Genomic DNA, 20,648 nt, shown 5'->3' on the forward strand with positions numbered 1-20,648 from the left:
GCCTTTGCAGCGTCAGCTATCTGTTTCGAGTCCTGTTCGTTCTGCAAACGATGCGATCTTAATACGTCCTGGAGAATGATCGCCGGGTCATGCTGCAGCCGTCAACGAGAGGCAGCTAAGGGTGAAGCCCGGTCCCATCGCCGTCAGGACAGTTCTCCTGGGTAGTCCTTGCGCAAGAAGCTTCTCGAGTACGAACAGCGCGGTTGGCGAGGACATGTTCCCATAGTCCGAGAGAACCTCACGTTCCTGGTCGAGGGTTCCCTGGCTTAGTTTAAGCGCCGATTCCAAGGCGGTGATAACCTTTGATCCACCGGGGTGGCACGCAAACCGGTCAACGTCGGCAGGAGCAAGATCTGATCGGGCGAGTATGGACGTTACGCCCTTCAGCACATGAGTTTCGGCGAACGGTGGTATCGCACGATCGAAGATCACGCCCAGACCCTCCGGATCGACGCTCCATCCCATGATGTCTAGCGTGTCGGGCCACGTATGCTGGCCTGCAAGTTCGACCTCGGCCAGACCGGTCTCACTAGCACGCACCACGCAGGCGGCGGCCCCGTCGCCGAAGAGGGCGGTCGCCACGATGTTCGCCTTCGTAAGCTTGTCCATGCGAAATGCCAACGTGCAGGTCTCGACGGCGACCACCAGCACGACTGAGCCTGGCCGGGATGCCGCCAGCCGTGACCCGATTGAAAGCCCAGAGACTCCGCCGGCACAGCCGAGGCCAAACACGGGAACCCGTTCGACATCGTCCCGGAAGCCCAGTTCTCGGCTTACCCTCGCTTCCAGACTAGGTGTCGCAATACCAGTCGAGGAGACGGTTACGATCGTGTCGACATCGCCTGCTGCAATGCCCGCCGACACGAGAGCTTTGCTGGCGGCGGCGACGAACATTGCACCCGCGCCCTCGATATGAGCGAGGTTTCGTTCGGGCCATCCCGACGTCTCGAGATACCACTCGATCGGCCGGACGGCATAGCGGCGCCGAATTCCCGAGGTTTCGAACACCCTTGCCAGCTTTTCGAAATCGTCAAATCGCGATGAGAACGCGGTGTGCGAGGCTCGCGCCGCGTCACGCTGGTCGATGACATGTGGCGGAACGGCGGTGCCGACGGATACCAGCTTGACGGGTTGCTGCATAAGACTCCTTGCGACGGCGCGGGAAGAATTTGGTACGCCGCGCGAGGACGAGACCGAACCGTAACGCCTCGATCCTCAATAAGTTGCAATGCGGGCGAGCCTGACGCCGCACTTCGTCGGAAGGCTTCAGAGACGACGACGCGTGAAGAATGCCTCCCGCGGCTTCGTGTCTGCCTTGATCCACGTCAATGCGCTCAACAAGTTGGCTCCGTAATTGTCCGATCGAAAAGGAGACAGCGCGATGCTTGCTAGAGACATCATGACGACCCCGTGACGACGCTCGACGAGGGACACAACGTCAGGGAAGCCGTCGAGATCGTCAACGCCAGCAAGATCGGCGCGGTGCCCGTCATCGATGGCGAAGGGCGGCTCACCGGCATCGTCACCGGGGAGACCTGCTGCGCCGGGTGGCGTCATCCTGGGCGAGACGGGCGGTACCGCATACGCGCGACCGCGAAGATGCACTGGCGGACTATGTGAAGGCCCGAAGCTGGCGCGTCAAGGACGTGATGTCGACGCCCGTCGTCAGCGCCGCCCCGAGCGCAACCGCGAGCCAGCTCGCAGAACTCCTGCAGGCCCACGACATCAAACACCGAACGGCAGACTCGCCGGCATAATCAGCCGTCACGACTTGATGCGAGCGCTTCTCGATGTTCGACGGCAGTGTACTGCTTCCGGCGACGAGGCCCTAGGGACGGCCGTTCGTGGCCGCCTGGAAACCGAGTTCGAAATAAGGTTCCCCATCGTCAATGCGACCGTCTCCAACGGGGCAGTCACCCTGAGGGGAGAGGTCGAGACGGAGCTGGAATGCTCGGCGGCCAGGGTGGCGGCGGAAAGCATCCGCGGCGTCGGCGGCGTGGTAAACAACATCACCCTGGCTACCGCATGGTGAGCTCTCTCAAACTATGAAATCGTCCCTGGAGTTTCCGTCATGTTTGTCAGGGTCATCGCAGACGCCGTCGTGTCGAGGCTTCTCCTCATCATCCTGATCCTCATGGTGGGGACGGTCGTGAGCGTCCTACTGGTGAGGCCATCCCACGACTCCCGAACCGGGCGCGTCGAGCGCTCTCTCTGACCCGTGAGTGCGCGATGAACATCTGGCCCTCCAGGATTTAATTGTCCGGCCGCGTCCCGCAAAAGACCGGAGGCGCGACGGATTCGATGCTCTCCGAACTATTCGGCTTCATCTGGCTGATGGGAAGGCGTCATCAGGCGTTGGTCGCAGGGCTGTCCCTGGCTCTTTTCGTTATCGGCGCGGCGCCTCTCGAACTCCAGCGCCGGATCGTCAATGAGGCGACCGAGCAAGCGTCATACCGGTCTCTTCTCTTTCTCGTATCCCTCTATCTCGCGGTCGCAGTGTTGAAGGGCGCGATAAAATTCACCTCCAACCTCTAAAGAAGCTGGGTGGGCGAAAAAAGCACGCTTTGGCTCGGGGCGCGCGTTCTGCATCGGGCCGAGACGCCGCCATCGGAATCCACGCTCGAGGGGGTTGAGCTGTCGATCATCTTTGCGGAAGCGGAACCGGTGGGCAGTTTCGTTGGGACCAGCATCTCCGAGCCGCTACTCCAGATCGGCATCCTTGTCACCGTGGGCGGTTATCTGATCTATCTCCAGCCGCTGATGAGGATGGCCGCCCGCAAAGCCGATCACCCGCTACAGCGCAATGAAACGCGCGGGCGCTCGGCTTTACTCCCTACCGTCACCTACGCCACGTACTGGGACACGATCCAGTAGAACGGCCACCTTTTCCCGCGTGCAAGTGGCCATATGGGGGTGGCGTAATAACCAGGCATACGCGAGGTCGGTATGGCAGGTTTGATCTCTCCTTCCAGGTCGCTCGCGTCATAGATCGCGACGACGCCGGGCACCGAGAACGCATCGCCGACATCGATGTTCAGGATTCGGGCATGTGGCTGGTCGGAGCGTCGCAATGCGATATGCAACATACCGCGGCGCCATGTATCGACATACTGACCAACACCCGTCAGCAGACGTGGATCTTCGGTGCGCTTGTCCCGCTTGCCGACAAGTTTGGGCCGCAGCTCGACGGAATGGTCCTGCTGGCTCATTCGTAGAACTCCACACCCTTTCGCAACTCTTGCCATTGCGCGTCGTCGTGGCCGAAAATGATAGAAGCTCCCCGCTCCCGAAGAGCTTTCAGGCGAGCGAGTGCCTCTGCGGCGAGTTCGATGTTCCAAGTATTTCTCGGAGCGATACCGGTGTCGACGCTCGCCTGGAGCGGGGCAGCATCTGAAGCGAGTATAAATGAACCATCTTTTTCCAGCTCGACACGGGCGACGGTCATTCCGGGGGTATGACCCGGCATGGGCAGCAAGACGATGCGCCCGTCGCCAAAGACGTCATGCTCGGCATTGAAGGTCTGGAAACCCTGGGGCTGGTCCCATTCTCCTCGAAGATAGCCTTGATTTTCTGCACCGCTTGCCGTGGCGGCCTGCGCCTCCGCTTCGTGGCAGAGGATCGTTGCGCGCCGAAAGTACGCGTTGCAGCCGCAATGATCGGGATGCAGATGTGAACAGATCACAACATCTATGTCCTCGGGATCGAGAGCAAGAGTCTTCAACTGATGAACGACCGTCCGCTCTGGCGAAAAGATCGGGGTCATAACCTTGCTTAACCCACCCCATCGCGCGCCTGGATCGATGGCGGCCTCTGGATTGCATCCGCTATCGAACAGCGCGTTGCCTTGGGGATGGCGCATCAGGGTGGCGTGAACCGGCAATTCAATCGCTTCTTCCTTCAGCGCCCCAGGGACGTAAATGGACCGGCGCATACGAAGCCGGCCGGCCTCGAGAAAATGCATCTTCATCTTAAAGGTCCTCTCTTGCTAGCCAGTTCGCGGACGGCGTTGACGATGTTTTCATAGCCCGTACAACGACAGATGTTTCCTGAGAGCGCTTCCCTGATCTTATCATCGGTTTCCAGCGGATGGTGGCGAAGAAGGTCGATGATCGCCAACGATGAAACTGGGCCTACAAATTCGCATTGCAGGCCATGATGCTGGCGGAACGCTTCTTGGATTCGTCCGAGTATCGACGCTTCCCTGGCCATGGTTTCGATTTCGCTCCCGTCTGCCTGCACTGCAAGCATCAGACAGGAGCGTGCGCTCCTTCCATCGAGAATGACGGTGCAGGCACCGCAAACGCCATGTTCGCACCCGACATGGGTTCCGGTCAGGCAAAGGATCCTGGCGCAGGAAGTGGCTCAGCAGCGTTCGTGCTTCGATCGTGCGCGTCATATACGCTTCGTTGACGCTGACGGTGATCGTCTTCTCACTCATCTTGCTTGAAGCCTTTCGTGGTTCGCGCGGCTCCAGGCGGCGCGAAGGGCCCGTTTGGCAAGGACGCCTGAGAGATGCCTGCGGTAATCTGCAGAGGCATGGATATCCGTGTTGGGCGTGAGGATTCCAGCCAGGCGATCCGCCACCGTATCGAGAACCGGCTCGGAAACATCCGTCCCCTCGATGATGCCCTCGATCTCTTCAAGCCGCAGCGGGGTTTCACCAACGCCCATCATGCCAACGCGAACGTCAGACGCCCTGCCATCTACACAATGCAGCGTCGTCGCAAAGCAAGCGAGTGCGAAGTCCCCGTGGCGTTTTGCAAACTCCTCAAATCCCCATCCGGCATCCGGTCTCATCGCGTCGAGCTCGACGCGAATTACAAACTCGTCCGGTTCCAACGAGTTGACCAGCGATCCGACAAAAAAATCGGCTGCAGGTATTTCGCGTCTGCCGCGCTGAGAGGAGGCGATGACCGTCCCACCGAGGAACCGTGTCATCATCGGCATCTCGGTCGCTGGATCCGCATGCGCGACGCTGCCGCCGAAGGTGCCGCGGTTGCGCACGGTCATATGGGTGACGTGATGCATCGCCTCATGCACGATCGGCAAGTGTTGGCGGATGATCGGGTCTGTCGCGGTCATGTGATGGCGTACCGTCGGCGCCGATTCTCACCCGATCTCCGTGCAGTTCGATCCGATCTCCATGAACCGAAGTTACTACGCGCGGCGCCCAAAATCCCGCGGCCCTGCTCGGATGGATACGATCTCTCTGAGCAGTTCGAGGTTCTCGCCGGTCATGGTGGCCACGTCTTCGATCGTGCAGATATGCATCGAACGAGCCATCAGGCGGCCTTTTGCGCAGTGGAGACCGTCGGAAGCATATTCCACGGCAACAGGTCTTCAAGCCTATCTACCGGTTAATCTTTGATCTGGGTTAGGACGTCCGTGAGGTAGCTCTCGGGGTTGCGGCCATGCAGTTTGTCCGTTCCAATGATGGTCAAGATATTAGCGTTGCGCTATCCCGTTCGTAATTTGCATCGTGTAAGTCTTCACTCCTGATGCTCGTTCTCGGGCCGCGCCACGCAACGCGCGGCCCGTCTTTCGGTTTTCTCAACCCGGGAAATTGCTACTCGGATTGATTGATTATTACGAGTTTATATGCAACCTTCGGTACGATCGCCGACGGTCGGCGCACATCAGGAGGAAAAACCATGATCCGTACTAATGCAGTTGCAGCACTTGTGTTTGCTGTAGCAACCTCAGCTCTTGCTTTCGATGCAAGCAACTTCAAGGATTTTTCAAGCATCGCATCGGCTTCCAGCAGTTGGCAGAACCAGTCCGGCTCGACGATGATCATTCAAGTCGACTCGTTCGGAAACGTCTCCGGCCAATATGTAAACAGAGCCCAGGGCACCGGATGCCAGAACTCGCCCTATCCGCTAACAGGAAGGGTAAACGGGACGTTCATCGCATTTTCGGTCGGCTGGAACAATTCGACGGAGAACTGCAATTCCGCAACCGGATGGACCGGCTACGCACAGGTCAACGGCAACAACACTGAGATAGTCACGAGCTGGAACCTCGCTTACGAAGGCGGCTCCGGTCCGGCCATTGAGCAAGGACAAGACACTTTCCAGTACGTGCCGACGACTGAGAACAAAAGCCTCTTGAAGGATTAATCTCCTCTGCCCTGCCGGCGCTGGCCCGTCAGAGATTGTGGAGCAAGAATTCATCGAATATGGCCAAAGGCTTAGACGAAGCTGCTTTCCCTGCCGAATAAAAGCGCCGCGTGCTCGTCCGCGCGGCGCAAATCCTTATTTGATGAGTTCAATGCGGCCAAAACGGCAAGCTTTCCGGACAAAAGTAAGCATCCGAGGATGCGCCGCCTTGGGGCAAACGCGGCGATCTGATCAAGGTCGTTTGGCACGATGGCCAGGGGGCCTGCCTGTTCACGAAAAAATTGGAGCGAGGAAGGTTTATCTAGCGTGACGGCCAGGGCGCTTGTCTGTTCACGAAGAAGCTGGAGCGCGGCCGCTTCATCTGGCCGTCAGCCGCTGACGGCACGGTGGTGATCACACCGGCGCAGCTCGGTTATCTGCTCGAAGGTCTACAGAAATATCCCTGCTTGTGAGTCTGACGAATCATCACCGGACAAGATCGAGGTGCTGGATCCGAGCCATCCGTTATTTGGACGCTCCTTTAATGTGATCCGTGAGGTGGGACGTAGAGGCGGCAACTTCGCGCCGTCGTATGAGGTTGAACATCGTGGTGGATCGACCTTGCTGATACCCGTGTCTGCGACACAGGGATATGTCGAAGCCTGAAATACTGACGCGCAAAGGACACCATTCGCCCAATTGTGAGGAGAAGGTTTTGCCAATCACTGTGCAACGCCTCCGCCTTGCAGCGGGCATCTAGGTAAAGGCACAGCGCAACAGATGGACACACGAACCTAGTTTGCTCAGCGCCGTACAACTTGCCGCCAGGCTCGATATTCCCGTCAATTGGATTTACGTTCAAATCAGGCGGAAGCGCCTGCTCATCGACCAGCAATCAACCGGAGCATATTTGTTCCAAAATTCCCCGGCGGTCGTCAACGCGGTTCGCGACCTTCGCAACCGTACCATTCATCAACTCGATCTGAGAATCATTCAGCCTCACCAGGAGGGGCATCAACATCCGTTGTCGCTGGAGGGAATTGACTGGCGCGCACGGCAGGAAACCTGGCGCCCCAGCCGGGTTTGACTGAATTTTTACATTGAGATTGTTGAGAAATCTGATTCAATGTCGTTATGACATTGCCGCCGCTTACCCTGCCATCGGACCTTGCCAGCGCTCATCCGGCGCTGCTGGCCGAACCTGCTGCGCGGCTGCAAGCTGAGGCGGAAGCGGCCAACGCGAAGGCGCGGCTGTCGAACATTGAGGCGCTCAACGTGCATTTGCAGTTGCTGATCGGCAAGCTGGAGCGCGAGAAGCACGGGCCGCGCCGCGAGCGCACGCAGCGGCTGATCGATCAGTTGGAATTTGCAGCTCGAAGAGCTCGTGGCGTAGGCCGCCGAGGACGAACTGAGCGTCCAAGAGGCCGCGGCCAGAACGCAGTCCGTGCGCGCCTTCGCCCGCAAGCGTCCAGTGCGCAAGGCGTGGCCCAAAGACGTCGAGCGCGCACGCATCGTCATCGAAGCGCCGACGGCATGTGCCTGCTGTGGCGGCTCGCGGCTGTCGAAGCTGGGCGAGGACGTGACGGAAACGCTGGAGGATATCCCGCGCCGATTCAAGGTGATCGAGACGGTGCGCGAGAAATTTACCTGCCGCGATTGCGAGGCGATCAGTCAGGCTCCCGCACCGTTCCATGCGACGCCCGCGCGGCTTCATCGGCCCTCAGTTGCTGGCGACGATCGTGTTCGACAAGTTCGGGCAGCACATCCCGCTGAACCGCCAGAGCACGCGGTTCAAATGTGAGGCATCGGTCCGTCGACCCAGACCCTGGCCGGTGAATGTTGATCCGAATGTCTTCGAGCTGCGGCAAATGCTGGAGCATCACTGTCGCACGGCATACCAGGAGGCAACGTAGCCGGCTGCGGCGACCCCATGCGAATGCGGGACGTCGCGGACGATGCTACCGACAATGGCGTCCCTTTGATCGACGCCATTCGGCCAGTTCGGCACGATGTAGCCGCGATAGCTGTAGATCCAGGTCTCGCCGGCCACATCGCCCTTTCCAGTGAATTGCAGCTCGACAGGGTCTCCCGGACGCACCGTACCGGTCAATTCCAGCGACCACCCGGGCCCACCAATGGTTCCGCCGACCTTGCGCCGAGCCAACTCGGTCAGCACCAGCGTTCCCTGGCCAAATTCCAGTGCATTGAAATCAACCGATAAATCGGGATTGTTGATCAGGCTGCGATAACTCCAAGTGCCAGTGAAGCTCATAGTTCCTCCCAATGGCGATCGACGCCCTAATGATGGCCGGAAACGGTGCCACCCTGGCCGTCCGGCAGGGTGATCCTGATGTTCTGCATCATGCCCTGGTCCTCATGATCGAGGATGTGGCAATGCAGAACGAACTCGCCGATATAGCGCTGGTAGTGCGTCCGCACGGTGATCGTGTAGCGCGCCGACGGATCGGTGCCGGGATTCTTGATCCACAGCGTGTCCTTCCAGACATTTTTCAAGCCTGGATATTGCGGATCGCCGTCGTCATCGGCGCCAAGCGCGCTGACATCGTTGCCGGCCGCATCGACAATTTTGATGATCTGAAACGGATTGACATGGATATGGAATGGGTGGCTGACGAAATCCGAGCGGAGCGTCCATTCGTCGACTCCGCTCAGCGGCAACGTCCGGTCGATGCGGTTGGGATCATAAGGTTTGCCGTCAACCTCGAAGAAGGTGGCACCCGGCTGTTTCACATCGATGTTAAACACCAGTTGCTGCTCGCCGGTGACCTCGCCCGCGTCGATGTCCGGATGGGGAATAAAGCTTGAGAGCGACATCTCGTTCTTGAGGTCATCGATAACCTTGCCGGCGACATTCTGTGACATCGTGCGCTCAGCCGCCGAAATCAGCCAATCCTGCAGATAGGTGCCGATCTCGCCATTGACGGCATGGCCGCCTACTGCAGTGACTATGCCGAGAAGCCGTCGGCTTGGAGCCTCCTGGTTGACGCTGGCCGCTGCCGGTGCGGCGCCATCGATGATGCAGTAGTCACCCGCTCCTGGCAACACCACCAGCGCGTCAACGCGGTAGCCCGGTTGCAGGATCGCTTGCTGCCGCATCTGCACCTGCGCCATTGTCAGCCCGTCCTGGGCCACCACCCCATACGGAATAGTATCCTTGCCGCAATTCTGATCGATCCATCTGTCGGTGTCCGCTGCCGCAAGCGTGCGGAACGCGGTCGTCCCGGTCTTGCGCCGGATTTCGAAATTGATGGTGTCGCGAACCCCGGCGTGTATCATCCGCCACCGCTCGACCGAGCCAGCCTCCGCTAATGCCAACTGACCAAGCACCTGGCCGTTGACGCTGGTGAAGCGGCCCGAAGCCGGCCAACTGCCAGGTCCGAACTGATCGTAGCTTTCGATGCCGCCCACCTGTCCTGGCTGGCAATCATAAGTGATGTCGCCATTGTTATCGGTGCAAGCATATTGAATCTGCTGTAGCACCAAAACCCGTTCGGCGATATCGGAGCCGCCCGGCTGCTTCAATAGGCGGTCGATATCGCCAGTCTCGGTCGGTGTCGGCATGCGATCGCCACGGATGATCAACGCCCCGGACATGCCACTCGACACCTGCAATGCGGTTGATCCGTGTAGGTGTGGGTGATACCAGAAGGTGCCGGCGGGATGCTCAACGGCGATGTTGTATTCATATTGGAACGAAACGCCGGGACGGATTGAGATCAGCACATTATCGCCATTGCCAGACGGATTTACCCAGAGACCGTGCGAATGCAGGTTGGTACCGTTGAAGCAATGGGGGGTATTGGCACTGCCACCGCCGATGCCGCAGGTGGAATCCTGAGGGAACAGGTTGTGAAGCGTTACCCGCACCGTCTGACCGGGCCGTAGATCGATGGTCGGTCCAACCAATGGCGTGTCGGCACCGGATAAGCCGGTCTGGCGGGCGTCTTGATAGCCGCGCAGTTTAACGTGGTCGTAGCGCGCCGTGGCCGGATTGTAGATCTGTCGGTCGAGATAGGTAGCGTTCATATCGAGCAGAACCTCGCCCGGAAATGTCTCCCGGCTTTGTTCGAAGGTTTTCAGCATCCCCTGGGATTTTGTGATAGGTTGCAGCATATAGGCCAGGGGGTTAGTCACGGCCCTGGCCTCTTGAGCGACTGCGAATAGCGCATGGGTGACCGAAAAAACGCTCGCCATACCGAAGATCGCAATTTTGTCAGACACAGACAAACAACCCTCCCAAACCTCTGCCCGGAGTTTTGTTCTCCCCGGGTCGAACCGCATCCACAAAGTTCTACTGCGTCACCATGCGTTCACCTGCAATTCGACTTTGACTCGCGCGCTTTCTCGGGAGAAGACAGCTGCCGCCGCGCGACGAGAAAGTTTCAAGACTCATGCCACTCTGGCCGGATCGAGCCTCAGAAGGAATCTTGTGCCTATGCTTCAAGGACTTCCACGAGAGCGCGGTAGGAAGTCGGGCGGAACAGCACCATGGCGCGCACCTGACAAACCTGACAGCAGGTGTAGTAGGCCCGACATTTTTGTGGGGAGCATCGTTACGTGCGGCAATACGCGTCTCACCTTGTTTGTTTGTCGAGCTGCACTCGAGCAACGCCTTGACGCTCATATCGCGGTCACCGCCGCGGGCATTAATGTCGGCGTCACATACCGTTCATCACACCGCCTAATCGGAGAGACACCACGGGCAGACTACGCCAGTTCTTCCGGCTCTCTGCGCTGCGCGATGATCTCGAAACAAGGTTGCTTGCTCAGGAGTATCGCGCCCTGCTCCTCGACGATCATTTCGACGACGGCAGGAGGGAGCCCTTCCACAATCTTCTCCTACGGACGTCTCTTATGGACGTCCAACGCGATATCTCAGATGCACGGAGCCGAGGCCAGCGGCTTCGGCGCTGATAAACGTGAGCCTCGCCCTGCCGGCAAGCCCATCCTCGCCGCCCTCGAATATGGCCGGTGTATTCGACTTGCCTCCGATCGCAGGGAAGATGACCAGGCTGACCTCGTCAACAAGACCCGCCTTCAAGAAATGGCCATTGGTTTGCGCCCCGCCTTCCAGCATCAAGCGCTTCACACCGAACTCGGTTCCAAGAAGGTCAAGCGCGTTTTTCAGATCGACGCCATCTTTCTCCGAGACGATATAGGAAACGCCAGCCTGGGTGAGGCCCGCCAGGTAAGCATCATCCACGTCAGATCCTGTCAGGACCACAAGGTGAGCTCCCTCAATGTCGCTCTTGTCCCAGCGTAGCCGACCGTCCTTATCCACGATGACAGCGAACTCGCCGGCGTCCGGGTTGGCGATATGGATCGGTCGCGCGGCTGTGCCGGTTGCTTGATAGGGGCGGTCGACGGCGTCCGCGAACTCTTCTCCCGTCGCTCTTCCCGAAAGCCAGGCGTCGGCACCGATCTTCTCATGCAGGCCGTCATAGATCTTCACGAGCTCATCGACCGAATGGCCGGTTGCCTCGGCCCAATCATTGACGATCAATCGGCCATCCAGCGGCGACATCATGTGACAGATTACATAGGGTCTGGGCATTGGATTACTCTCCTCTACAAACATTCCACCGTCAGTGGCCTGCCTTCAACCAGGCTGCGAATTTATCCATCCAGTCGGGGTGCCAACGTGAAAGCGCGGGTCGGTTCAGAATCATGTCATCGGCCGCCCAGCGGATCCGTCTGGCATCTATCGCAGACGTAACCGCGTTATCCGGACAGATGATGTAAAAATTCTCGTCGAGCAGACGGACCAGGAAGTATTCCACCAGTTGCTCTGCGGTCCATGCCTCATCGGGTTTCGCAATGCCCTGCGGCTTGAGTGCGATGTTCATGGGTGTCCACGTGTAGCCAGGGACGAGGAGATGAGCCGAAACACGACCTCCCGTCTCCTTCAGAAGCTCGTGCGACAGCTGTTCGGTCAGGACTTTGACAGCTGCCTTTGCCACCGAATATGCGGCGTTACCTGGAGGAGTCGTAATACCTTCCTTGGAGCCGAGGTTGACAACGGCCGACTGGCGACCGGCTTCGATCATGTAGGGCACGAAGACGTGTTGCGCGGCCAGAACACCTCCGAAGTTTACATCGATCTGGCGTCGCCACTTTGCAGGATTGTCCCAAGGGCCGGCTCCTTGCGTTATGCCCGCGTTGTTTACTAGGACGGCCACGTCGCCAAACCGCGAAATCGTTTCGTCCCGCAACCTGGTCAGTGCCGACAAATCTGATACGTCGCCGCTCACGATCAGGATGTCCGTGTCGAGTGTCGAAGTAACATCCTCAAGTGCGTCGGCGTCGAGATCCAGCAGCGCGAGCTTCATGCCGCGGGCCGCGAGAGCCCTCGCGATTGCCAAGCCGATGCCCTTCGCAGCTCCCGTGATGACCGCAACGCGGCCAGGAGCAACGACGCTGTTCATTCTCTCGCTCATTTTTTGTCTTTCCCGTCATTGGACCGTCACCGCTGGAAGGTGTGCCGGACAAGCCGTCGCCGTGGAATTTTTCTCCGAGAAGCGTGCCGGCCGATGGCACCAGCGCAGAGAAGTCCATCAACGCTACTCGGGCGCTTGGGTCGTCGGATCATATCCGCGGGCTGCGAACGACCGTTCGATCGCACTATAAGAATAGGGTAGCGCGACGGCTACTTGAAGTGAGCGGGATCGCACGCACCGATGAGCCGTGTTCACTCAAGGGCCTTCGTGACGTAGGGAATGCCTGGCCAGTTCGACCGCGGACGGGACCAAAAAGGTAACGCACTCCTGGTCCCTGCCAGATCGGTGGATGATTTTCACTCGCCGCCCCGATCAATTTTGCTCATGTAACCAATCGGCTCCACGGGCATTTGGTCACCAGCGCCTCGAGACGATCGTGGTGCTGACCAAACCAAAGGAGTGAAATCATGACAGGGAATAAACCACTCGCAATGATCACGGGCGGCTCATCTGGAATAGGCTTCGAGCTTGCCAAACAATTCGCCAAGAATGGATTCGATGTCGCCATTTCAGGCTCAAGCGACAAGGTGAACGAGGCCGCCGATGCGCTACGAAGCCTTGATGCCGAAGCATATCCGTTCAAAGCGGATGCCTCGACGTACGATGGCGTCGAGAGGTTCTGGACCTTTACGCAGGGGCTGGGGCGCCCCTTGGAAGCCGCGGCTCTGAACGTCGGTATCGGTATTGGCGGCGCCTTTGTCGATAACGATCTCGAGGATGAGCTTCGCCTGCTTGCGATCAATGTAACCGGGACCGTCCATATGGCCAAACGCGTCGTCCAACATATGGTCAAGAACGGCCGCGGCAGGATTCTCATCACCTCCTCGGTTTCGGCGACCCTGCCCACGCCATACGAAACCGTTTACGGCCCGTCGAAGGCATTCGGTTACATGGTCGCGGAATCTCTGCGCGAGGAGTTGCGCTCGACCGGGGTCACGGTGACGGCACTCCTTCCGGGCGCCACCAACAGCGACTTCCACGCGAACGCTGGAATGGGCGGTACGAAGCTCGGTGGCCAACAAAAAAACGACAAGACGCTCGTCGCCAAGCAGGGCTTCGAGGCCCTCATGAACGGCATCGACCATATCGTCGGCGGAGATCAGAAAACCAAGCGGCAGGTGTTGGAAAACCGGACGACCCCCGAGCCCGTCAAAGCCGCGCGGCAAGCCGAATTGACCCAACCGCAGTGAAGGAGCACGTCATGTCACATCTGAAAAACAAGGTCGCCATCGTCACAGGGGCTTCCTCGGGCATTGGAGCGGCGACCGCCAGAGGATTGGCGGAAAAAGGTGCGCGCGTCGTCCTTGCCGGCCGCAATGAGGAACGCCTCAGTCAGATCGTCGAAGACATCACCGGTTCGGGAGGTATTGCCAGCTACAAGGTTGCTGATGCCACGGATTTTGAGAGTACCAAGGCCCTCGTCGCGTTCGCCACAACGACGTACGGCCCGGTCGATATATTGGTCAACAATGCCGGCCTCATGCTCTTTTCCTATTGGAAGGATGCCGCCGTCGGCGATTGGAACAAGATGATCGATACCAACCTGCGTGGCTATCTGCATGCGATCGCCGCGGTGCTGCCGTCGATGTTGGAGCGCCGGTCCGGCCGCATCCTGAATATGAGCTCTATCGCCGGCGTTCATGTCGGCGAGGCGGCAGGGGTTTACGGAGCCACGAAGTTCTTCATACGCGGTATTACCGAAAGCCTCAGGAAGGAGGTGGGCGTGGGTAGCGGGATCCAAGTGTCTATGATCAGCCCTGGCGTGATCGATACCGGCTGGGCCGACAAGGTTCATGACGAGACGGGCAGAAAGATCGCCGGAGAGCTCAACAAGCAGGGTATTCCGCCGTCGTCGGTGGCTGAAGCCGTGGTCTATGCACTAGACCAGCCCCCGGAGATCACGATCAACGACATTTCGTCCATCCAACCCGGCAGGACTGGTAGCCCGCGTTTTCGAGAGCTCAGAACTAGAACCTCCGGGACTGTTAGACCGCCTCGCGGAACCAACCGGTGCCGTCTCTCGTGGCTGTGGACACGAAGATCTTCATTGCATGACGATCTAATCCCGGACGTTTTCGTTTTTCAGCGACCGGGCCATCTCCGCCGTCCTTCGCAGGATCCAACATGGATCACTAGGTCAAATTTTTGACTGCTTCCTCGGCCATCACATACCAAATACAGGGCCAGTTAAATAAGGATTGAAGGTGCCGGCCGGCCTGAAGCAAGGTCGGCGCCGGCAAGGGCGATCTTTTTCAGTACAAGTGCGAGTATCCATAACTCATGGTATCAACGCGGGCCGATCTGGCCGACCTTGAAACTTTCGTCGCGATCGCGCGTGCGGGGGGGTTCCGAAAGGCCGCCGCGCTTCGCGGCGTTTCCGGGTCTGCCCTCAGCCACTCGATCAGGGGTTTGGAGGCCCGTCTGGGCGTCCGTCTGTTTCATCGGACAAGCAGGAGCATCAGTCTCACCGCCGCCGGCGAAGTGCTGCTTGCCGAACTGGAGCCCCGTTTCCTCGGCATTCAAGCTGCGATGGATCTCCTAGACAGTTTCAGGAGCGGGCCTACGGGCAGAGTGAGAGTGACCACCCTGCGTGACGCCGCCGAGCTGCTGATCGCTCCTCGACTGCACAGTTTTCGCAAGAGCTACCCAGATGTCGAGGTCGAAGTCAGCGTCGAGGATCGCTTCATCGATATGGTCGCCGAAGGTTTTGACGCGGGCATCCGTTATGGGGGAACGGTTCCCGAGGGGATGATCGCGTCGCGTCTGACATCCGAACTCGAATGGATCGTAGTCGGTTCTCCGGCCTATCTCAACGAACGAGGGCGGCCCGCGCGGCCGGAAGATCTCTTGACGCACGAGTGCATCCGGATCCGAACCGGTACGGATCACCTCTGCAAATGGGAACTTGGCGACGGCGATCGCATGGTTTCTCTCGACGTTCCGGGACTTCTCACGCTCGGAGATTCGGAACTATCTATCCGCATGGCGGAGGAGGGAGGCGGTCTCTTTTATTGCCTGCAGGCCCGGGTCGAGGACAAACTTGCGGCCGGTTCACTCGAAGTCGTGCTGCCGGACTGGACCTCTACCGGGCCGGGTTTTCATGCATACTACGTTTCGCATCGACAGGTGCCGTCCGCTCTCCGGACGTTTCTCGACTACCTTAAGGCGCCGGTTGCGGGCGATTGAAGTGACGGCCAGACGAGACAGCTTCACCAGGCAGGAGAATCGCATATGGATGGTAAGGAGTTGTTTTGCTGAGGCAAATCGACTCAAGAACTCTCCGATAATTTGGAGGTACGGATGAATCGATTTGCCACCTGTTTTAAAGATCTGCCCGACCCTCGGGGCGCAACACACGTCATCCGCTGATGTCGATCCTGTTCATTGCCATTGCCGCGATCGTTTGCGGCGCCGAAAGCTGCGCCGACATGGCCGATTCGGCGTTTCCAAAAAGAAGTGGCTCAAGACGATCGTGCCGCTGCCCTATGGCATCGCCGGCCATGGCACCTTCTCCACCGTTTTCCGCTGCCTCAATCAGGTTGCCTTCGAAGCCGCTTTACCGAAGCCTTTGCAAAGGGCATGGAAGGCGTGGTGGCGGTCGACGGCAAGGCGGTACGAGGCGACGCCGCTGCCCCTCGTCAAGGTCTGGGCTGCCGGTTGCGGCCTGGTCATCGGCCAACAGACCGCGCCGGGCCGCAACGAGGTCCAAGGGGCGCTCGATGCGCTTGCGCTTTTGTCGCTGGAAGGTGCCATCGTCACCGCCGATGCCCTGCATTGCCGCGCCGATACCGCTCATGCCATCCTTTCCGCCGGCGGCGACTATGCCCTGGCGTTGAAGGCCAATCAGCCCGGCCTCCTGGCACAGACGATTGCTCGTCTGGACGACGTCGAGCCACTCGGCGTCCAGACCGCCGCCGAGAATGACCATGACCGCTGCGAAAGACGCCGTGCCTGCATCGTCGCCGTCAATGACATCGACTTCCCCGGCCTGCAGGCCATCGGCTCCGTCGAGGCCACAAGCCGTCATGCCGATGGCCGTCTGACCAGCCATGTCCGCTACTTCCTGCTCTCCACCGTCATGTCGGCTGCCGCCCTGATCGAGGTAACCAGAACTCATTGGCAGATCGAAAACAAACTGCACTGGGTGCTCGACGTCCAGTTCCGCGAGGATGCCGCCAGAAACCGTAAGGATCACGGACCGGCAAACATTGCTCTGTTACGAAAGATTGCCCTCAACCTCATCCGGGCCCATCCAGATAAGGCCTCCATTCGTCGAAAGATCAAGAAGGCAGGGTGGGACGATCAGTTCCTCATCTCTATCATCGCTCATATGCGATAGCCCTGCTTCACCAGGGGAATTTGAGTGCCGGCAGAAAGCGGTCGCTCGCAGCCAGAAAAATAATTGGCAGCAAGATCGCCTGGCATCCTTTAACATGCCGAAAGCGGAAAAAAATACGTGACAGCCTCCGATCCCTCTCTGAGCCGAGGCCATCCATGATGGTAGAGAATCCGCAAGTCTTCGGCTGTCTGACACGACCAGCCGGTACGAATGCGGTACTGCCACGGCTCTCCTCCAGGCGCCCGTTTTTGATCTCTCGATATCTAAATTTGTGCAGACGAGCAGGCAAAGCTATAACGGCAGGATCAACGAATACTGGTAGCTCTCAGACAATCTGGATCGATATCAACCGGGAATGCCTGCATATGTAGGGAGGATTCAAGCACGGCGTGAGGGCGATGCAGACGGACGAGGCGGAGACGTCACGGAAACCCGAGAGCACCTGCATCACCTCGCTCGAGGTTTCCAGGCGGCCTTGTAGGAGACCCGCGGCGTAGTGCCCCGAAAACCCCACCGCGCAAATGCTGATTATGAAAGACAGTACGAAAATGATTACTCTGTAGCCGGAAACGGGACAACAGCCTGTCCATTGTGGTCGATCCTTGTCCATAGGCGGTGAAGAAACTTCATCAATCGGGATCCGCCTCCGAGGGAAGCATCGAATCATCAATGACGACACGAAAGCTGCGCGACCGAGGTTGTCTGTCAACAGATTGTCTGATAAAGCTTGCTAATGTTCGAACTGTCTCACAAACTTGCGGAGGAATAACTCCGTAACAGAACCGGCGCTGCCGCAGCCGGCACAACTTTCACTGCTGAAATCGATTGCCGCGATGTTCCTTGTTTTCAATGGAAAGCGGTGACCGCATCTCGGCTATGTGAAGGCTTCGAACATGTCGTCGTCCTCGCGACGGCGGGACGCGACGCCTTGATGAACAAACGGGCGTCCTTTTTATGGATGGACGGCTCCATGGCGCCGAGATCACCAGCTTCCCCGATATGCATCTTGAGATGTTGATCTGGGACAGGTAAGTATTGAGATTCAAGAAGCAGAGAAGATGATTGATAAGAAAGCATTGCTCGATAATATGACCTTGGCGGAGCAGGTCTCGCTACTTTCCGGCGATACGTTCTGGTCTTTACCGCCCATCGACCGCCTAGGGATAGGGAGATTGCGCTTGACCGACGGCCCCAACGGCGCCCGCGGGGCGGGGTCTTTTGTCGGAGGTGTGACTGCAGCGGCTTTCCCGGTGGGCATCGCCATCGGAGCGAGTTGGAACCCGGATCTAGCCAAGGAAATCGGCAGTGCCCTAGGTGACGAGGTTCTTTCAAAAGGTGCCCACGTCTCGTTAGCCCCCACCGTTAACATCCAGCGTAGCGTCACAAACGGCCGCAACTTTGAGTGCTTCTCTGAGGATCCGATCCTGACGGCGGAACTTGCAGTCGGCTATATCGAAGGTCTGCAGTCCACGAAAGTCGGTGCCACGATAAAACATTTCGTCGGCAACGAGTCCGAGATTGAACGTACAACCATCTCTTCAGATATCGATGAACGCACGCTGCGCGAAGTCTACCTGATACCCTTTGAGACGGCGGTGAAGCGGGCAAAGGTCTGGGCCGTGATGTCTTCGTATAACAAGCTAAACGGTACTTACACGGCGGAAAGCCATTGGCTGTTGAACGAGGTTCTGCGCGGTGACTGGGGTTTTAACGGCGTGGTGATGTCGGACTGGTTCGGCTCGCGTTCGACCGCACCCACCGTGAATGCCGGGCTGGATCTGGAGATGCCGGGCCCGACTCGCGATCGCGGCTCCAAGCTACTGGCTGCGGTCGAAGGCGGCGAGGTTAGTGTCGAGACGATCCGCGCCTGTGTGCGCAATATCCTGACTTTGATGGAACGCACCGGCGCTATCAACGATCATCGCGAGTTTAAGGAGTACGCCATTGATCAACCGAAACATAGGGCATTGATCAGGCGCGCGGGAGCGGAAAGCGCAGTTCTGCTACAGAATGACGGGATCCTGCCATTGGCTCAGCAAGGTATGGTCGCCATCATTGGACCCAATGCCAAGGTCGCGCAGGTGATGGGAGGCGGCTCGGCGCAGTTGAACCCTCACTATGTCATCAGTCCGTGGCAGGGGCTGGTGGACGCGCTGGGTGAGGAGAATCTGTGCTACGCTCAGGGCTGCAACAATTATCGGTTTCAGCCGCTAATCGAAAACCCCACAACCTTCGAGTTTTTCCAAGGAAGGGAGCTAGCTGGCGAACCGGTGAAGGTCGTCGAGGAACCGTCGAGCCTTGGTGTATGGTTGCCCCCCGTGGCCGAGGGCTTTGTCGATCCCCTTCGCTTTTCGGCTAGAATGCGCACCATCTTCACAGCCTCGGAAGCCGGCGTCTATCGCGTCGGACTAACCTCGGCCGGGCTTGGCCGGGTCTATGTGGACGGCAGACTTGTGGTGGACGCTTGGGCTTCCTGGATACGTGGTACCACATTCTTTGAAGAAGGCTGCGAAGAGGTCGTGGGTGAAATCACGCTCGAAGCCGGCCGTACATACGAGGTCGTCGCCGAGTACGCCCGGCACGACCACGTCAACCTCTATATCGCCGCAATTCGGGTAGGAATAGGCAGATTTTCGGCCGAAGCGGAGATTGCCGAGGCAGCAGCCGTCGCGGCAAAGGCTGATCATGCGGTAGTCTTCGTGGGCAGAACGGGCGACTGGGATACCGAGGGCTCCGATCTTCGCGGTATTGCACTTCCCGGTCTGCAGAACCAGCTTGTTGAGGCGGTAATTGCGGCCAATCCGAACACGATCGTCGTACTACAAACCGGTGGACCGGTGGAAATGCCCTGGCTTTCCGGTGCTCGTGCAGTACTGCAATGCTGGTATCCCGGACAGGAGGCTGGCAACGCGATCGCCGATGTGCTCCTCGGCAAGGCCGAGCCCTCGGGCCGACTGGCACAGACCTTCCCCGTGCGCTGGGCTGACAACCCCACACATACTGAGGATGACGCGGTCTATCCAGGTAAGGACGGCCATGTGCGATATGACGAAGGTGTGTTCGTCGGTTATCGGCACTACGACCGCCACGGCATTAAGCCGCTGTTCCCGTTCGGTCATGGTCTCGGTTATTCAAGCTTTGCGATGTCGGACCTGACGGTAGGGCTACCAGACGCTGCCGGCGCGGTGACAGTGACACTGGAATTGACCAACATCAGCGAGCGGCCAGGTTCGGCAGTGGTGCAAATCTATGTCGGCGATGTTGAAGCATCTATACCCAGACCGGTTAAAGAGCTGAAAGCCTTCTCGAAAATTGCCCTGGAACCCGGTGAGAAACGAAGGTTGCGTTTCATACTTGACGCCCGAACATTTGCCTTCTTCGACACGACCGAGCGGCGTTGGCGGATAGAGGCGGGGGAATTTGCAGTGATGGCTGGGTTCTCGGCCACCGACATCCGTTTGAGTTTAACTGTCACGCAAAAGGGCGCTGTCTTGGCGCTCTGAATGGGCCGCAAATCAATGACCACATTGGGCAGTGGTCGAGTTCCAACGTATGCAGTTTTGGCGGTGAAGCTGGGTGAGTTGAGTGAGAGAATGCCTCAAAACCGGTACTTGGTTAATGGCATGGCGAAACACCGCCTGCGCCTCCAAAAACAGGCAATGTTTTCTGAACGATCGTAAGCGCGATTTTCCC

The 20,648-nt window shown here is 58.6% G+C and carries 21 protein-coding genes and 5 pseudogenes; 14 read left to right on the top strand and 12 right to left on the bottom strand.

Going from position 1 to position 20,648, the window contains the following annotated elements:
* Positions 1–87: 87 nt before the first annotated feature.
* Positions 88–1,140 carry a type III polyketide synthase gene (locus AM571_RS22720; protein WP_004674362.1) on the bottom strand — a complete coding sequence of 351 codons (1,053 nt, stop codon included), beginning with the start codon at positions 1,138–1,140 and terminating at the stop codon, positions 88–90.
* 270 nt (positions 1,141–1,410) lie between these two features.
* Between AM571_RS22720 and AM571_RS22725 the strand changes: the two genes are divergently transcribed.
* The 5 genes from AM571_RS22725 to AM571_RS22740 all read left to right on the top strand — a co-directional run bounded on the left by AM571_RS22725 (position 1,411) and on the right by AM571_RS22740 (position 2,874).
* Positions 1,411–1,620: a CBS domain-containing protein gene (locus AM571_RS22725; RefSeq protein WP_008534154.1), complete on the top strand. Its 210-nt coding sequence runs from the start codon at positions 1,411–1,413 to the stop codon at positions 1,618–1,620.
* A 154-nt stretch (positions 1,621–1,774) separates the two neighbouring features.
* A complete protein-coding gene (locus AM571_RS22730; protein ID WP_004674366.1) occupies positions 1,775–2,032 on the top strand; it encodes a BON domain-containing protein in 258 nt (85 codons plus the stop codon).
* A 39-nt stretch (positions 2,033–2,071) separates the two neighbouring features.
* Positions 2,072–2,215, top strand: a complete 144-nt coding sequence (locus AM571_RS37055) for a hypothetical protein (protein WP_010033181.1) — start codon at positions 2,072–2,074, stop codon at positions 2,213–2,215.
* 86 nt (positions 2,216–2,301) lie between these two features.
* Entirely contained in the window at positions 2,302–2,535 is a 234-nt protein-coding gene (locus AM571_RS22735) for a hypothetical protein (protein WP_004674368.1), read from the top strand.
* A 9-nt stretch (positions 2,536–2,544) separates the two neighbouring features.
* Positions 2,545–2,874, top strand: a complete 330-nt coding sequence (locus AM571_RS22740) for a hypothetical protein (protein WP_009992643.1) — start codon at positions 2,545–2,547, stop codon at positions 2,872–2,874.
* Here AM571_RS22740 and AM571_RS22745 read toward each other — a convergent pair.
* From AM571_RS22745 to AM571_RS38470, 5 genes and pseudogenes are all read right to left on the bottom strand, one after another.
* Positions 2,844–3,209 (bottom strand): aldehyde dehydrogenase large subunit, encoded by a 366-nt coding sequence (locus AM571_RS22745; protein WP_004674370.1) that lies wholly within the window; start codon positions 3,207–3,209, stop codon positions 2,844–2,846. The genes AM571_RS22740 and AM571_RS22745 overlap by 31 nt on opposite strands.
* Positions 3,206–3,967, bottom strand: a complete 762-nt coding sequence (locus AM571_RS22750) for an N-acyl homoserine lactonase family protein (protein ID WP_004674371.1) — start codon at positions 3,965–3,967, stop codon at positions 3,206–3,208. Before AM571_RS22750 ends, AM571_RS22745 begins: the two co-directional genes overlap by 4 nt.
* On the bottom strand, positions 3,964–4,248 hold the full coding sequence (locus AM571_RS22755) for a (2Fe-2S)-binding protein (protein WP_004674373.1): 285 nt from the start codon (positions 4,246–4,248) through the stop codon (positions 3,964–3,966). The genes AM571_RS22750 and AM571_RS22755 overlap by 4 nt, the downstream gene beginning before the upstream one ends.
* Positions 4,249–4,434: 186 nt before the next feature.
* Positions 4,435–5,082 (bottom strand): FAD binding domain-containing protein, encoded by a 648-nt coding sequence (locus AM571_RS22760; protein ID WP_004674374.1) that lies wholly within the window; start codon positions 5,080–5,082, stop codon positions 4,435–4,437.
* Positions 5,083–5,282: 200 nt separating this feature from the next.
* Positions 5,283–5,456, bottom strand: a pseudogene (locus AM571_RS38470) (transposase domain-containing protein); the annotation flags it as partial.
* A gap of 195 nt (positions 5,457–5,651) precedes the next feature.
* On the opposite strand from AM571_RS38470, the gene AM571_RS22770 reads away from it, so the two are divergent.
* The 4 genes and pseudogenes from AM571_RS22770 to AM571_RS22790 form a co-directional block, all read left to right on the top strand.
* Positions 5,652–6,119, top strand: coding sequence for an avidin/streptavidin family protein (locus AM571_RS22770; protein ID WP_004674376.1), 468 nt, complete (start codon positions 5,652–5,654; stop codon positions 6,117–6,119).
* A 212-nt stretch (positions 6,120–6,331) separates the two neighbouring features.
* Positions 6,332–6,571 (top strand): annotated as a pseudogene (gene tnpB / locus AM571_RS38045) (IS66 family insertion sequence element accessory protein TnpB); the annotation flags it as partial.
* A 326-nt stretch (positions 6,572–6,897) separates the two neighbouring features.
* Complete coding sequence (locus AM571_RS22785; RefSeq protein WP_010031604.1) at positions 6,898–7,185, top strand: hypothetical protein; 288 nt, start codon at positions 6,898–6,900, stop codon at positions 7,183–7,185.
* Between the two features lie 47 nt (positions 7,186–7,232).
* Positions 7,233–7,935: pseudogene (locus AM571_RS22790) on the top strand (IS66 family transposase zinc-finger binding domain-containing protein); the annotation flags it as partial.
* A gap of 42 nt (positions 7,936–7,977) precedes the next feature.
* On the opposite strand, the gene AM571_RS22795 reads toward AM571_RS22790, so the two are convergent.
* From AM571_RS22795 to AM571_RS22810, 5 genes are all read right to left on the bottom strand, one after another.
* Entirely contained in the window at positions 7,978–8,370 is a 393-nt protein-coding gene (locus AM571_RS22795) for a hypothetical protein (RefSeq protein ID WP_004674379.1), read from the bottom strand.
* A 26-nt stretch (positions 8,371–8,396) separates the two neighbouring features.
* A complete protein-coding gene (locus AM571_RS22800; protein ID WP_018446454.1) occupies positions 8,397–10,346 on the bottom strand; it encodes a multicopper oxidase family protein in 1,950 nt (649 codons plus the stop codon).
* Between the two features lie 480 nt (positions 10,347–10,826).
* Positions 10,827–10,949 carry a hypothetical protein gene (locus tag AM571_RS38050; protein WP_009982859.1) on the bottom strand — a complete coding sequence of 41 codons (123 nt, stop codon included), beginning with the start codon at positions 10,947–10,949 and terminating at the stop codon, positions 10,827–10,829.
* 22 nt (positions 10,950–10,971) lie between these two features.
* Entirely contained in the window at positions 10,972–11,673 is a 702-nt protein-coding gene (locus AM571_RS22805) for a RibD family protein (RefSeq protein WP_004674381.1), read from the bottom strand.
* Between the two features lie 31 nt (positions 11,674–11,704).
* The gene (locus AM571_RS22810) at positions 11,705–12,556 is read right to left on the bottom strand and encodes an SDR family NAD(P)-dependent oxidoreductase (protein ID WP_004674382.1); all 852 of its coding nucleotides are present in this window, start codon (positions 12,554–12,556) and stop codon (positions 11,705–11,707) included.
* Between the two features lie 467 nt (positions 12,557–13,023).
* Here AM571_RS22810 and AM571_RS22815 point away from each other — a divergent pair, with 467 nt between their 5' ends.
* The 4 genes and pseudogenes from AM571_RS22815 to AM571_RS22830 all read left to right on the top strand — a co-directional run bounded on the left by AM571_RS22815 (position 13,024) and on the right by AM571_RS22830 (position 16,955).
* Positions 13,024–13,806 carry an SDR family NAD(P)-dependent oxidoreductase gene (locus AM571_RS22815; RefSeq protein WP_004674384.1) on the top strand — a complete coding sequence of 261 codons (783 nt, stop codon included), beginning with the start codon at positions 13,024–13,026 and terminating at the stop codon, positions 13,804–13,806.
* Positions 13,807–13,817: 11 nt separating this feature from the next.
* Positions 13,818–14,560, top strand: a pseudogene (locus AM571_RS22820) (SDR family oxidoreductase).
* A gap of 336 nt (positions 14,561–14,896) precedes the next feature.
* Positions 14,897–15,802 (top strand): LysR family transcriptional regulator, encoded by a 906-nt coding sequence (locus AM571_RS22825; RefSeq protein ID WP_004674388.1) that lies wholly within the window; start codon positions 14,897–14,899, stop codon positions 15,800–15,802.
* Positions 15,803–16,088: 286 nt separating this feature from the next.
* On the top strand, positions 16,089–16,955 hold the full coding sequence (locus tag AM571_RS22830) for an ISAs1 family transposase (RefSeq protein ID WP_237353332.1): 867 nt from the start codon (positions 16,089–16,091) through the stop codon (positions 16,953–16,955).
* A 409-nt stretch (positions 16,956–17,364) separates the two neighbouring features.
* Here AM571_RS22830 and AM571_RS38475 read toward each other — a convergent pair.
* Positions 17,365–17,545 (bottom strand): annotated as a pseudogene (locus AM571_RS38475) (hypothetical protein); the annotation flags it as partial.
* A 468-nt stretch (positions 17,546–18,013) separates the two neighbouring features.
* Here AM571_RS38475 and AM571_RS22845 point away from each other — a divergent pair.
* Positions 18,014–20,458, top strand: a complete 2,445-nt coding sequence (locus AM571_RS22845; RefSeq protein ID WP_004674391.1) for a beta-glucosidase — start codon at positions 18,014–18,016, stop codon at positions 20,456–20,458.
* Positions 20,459–20,648: the final 190 nt, after the last annotated feature.

The organism is Rhizobium etli 8C-3 (assembly GCF_001908375.1).
GTDB classification, from domain to species: domain Bacteria; phylum Pseudomonadota; class Alphaproteobacteria; order Rhizobiales; family Rhizobiaceae; genus Rhizobium; species Rhizobium etli_B.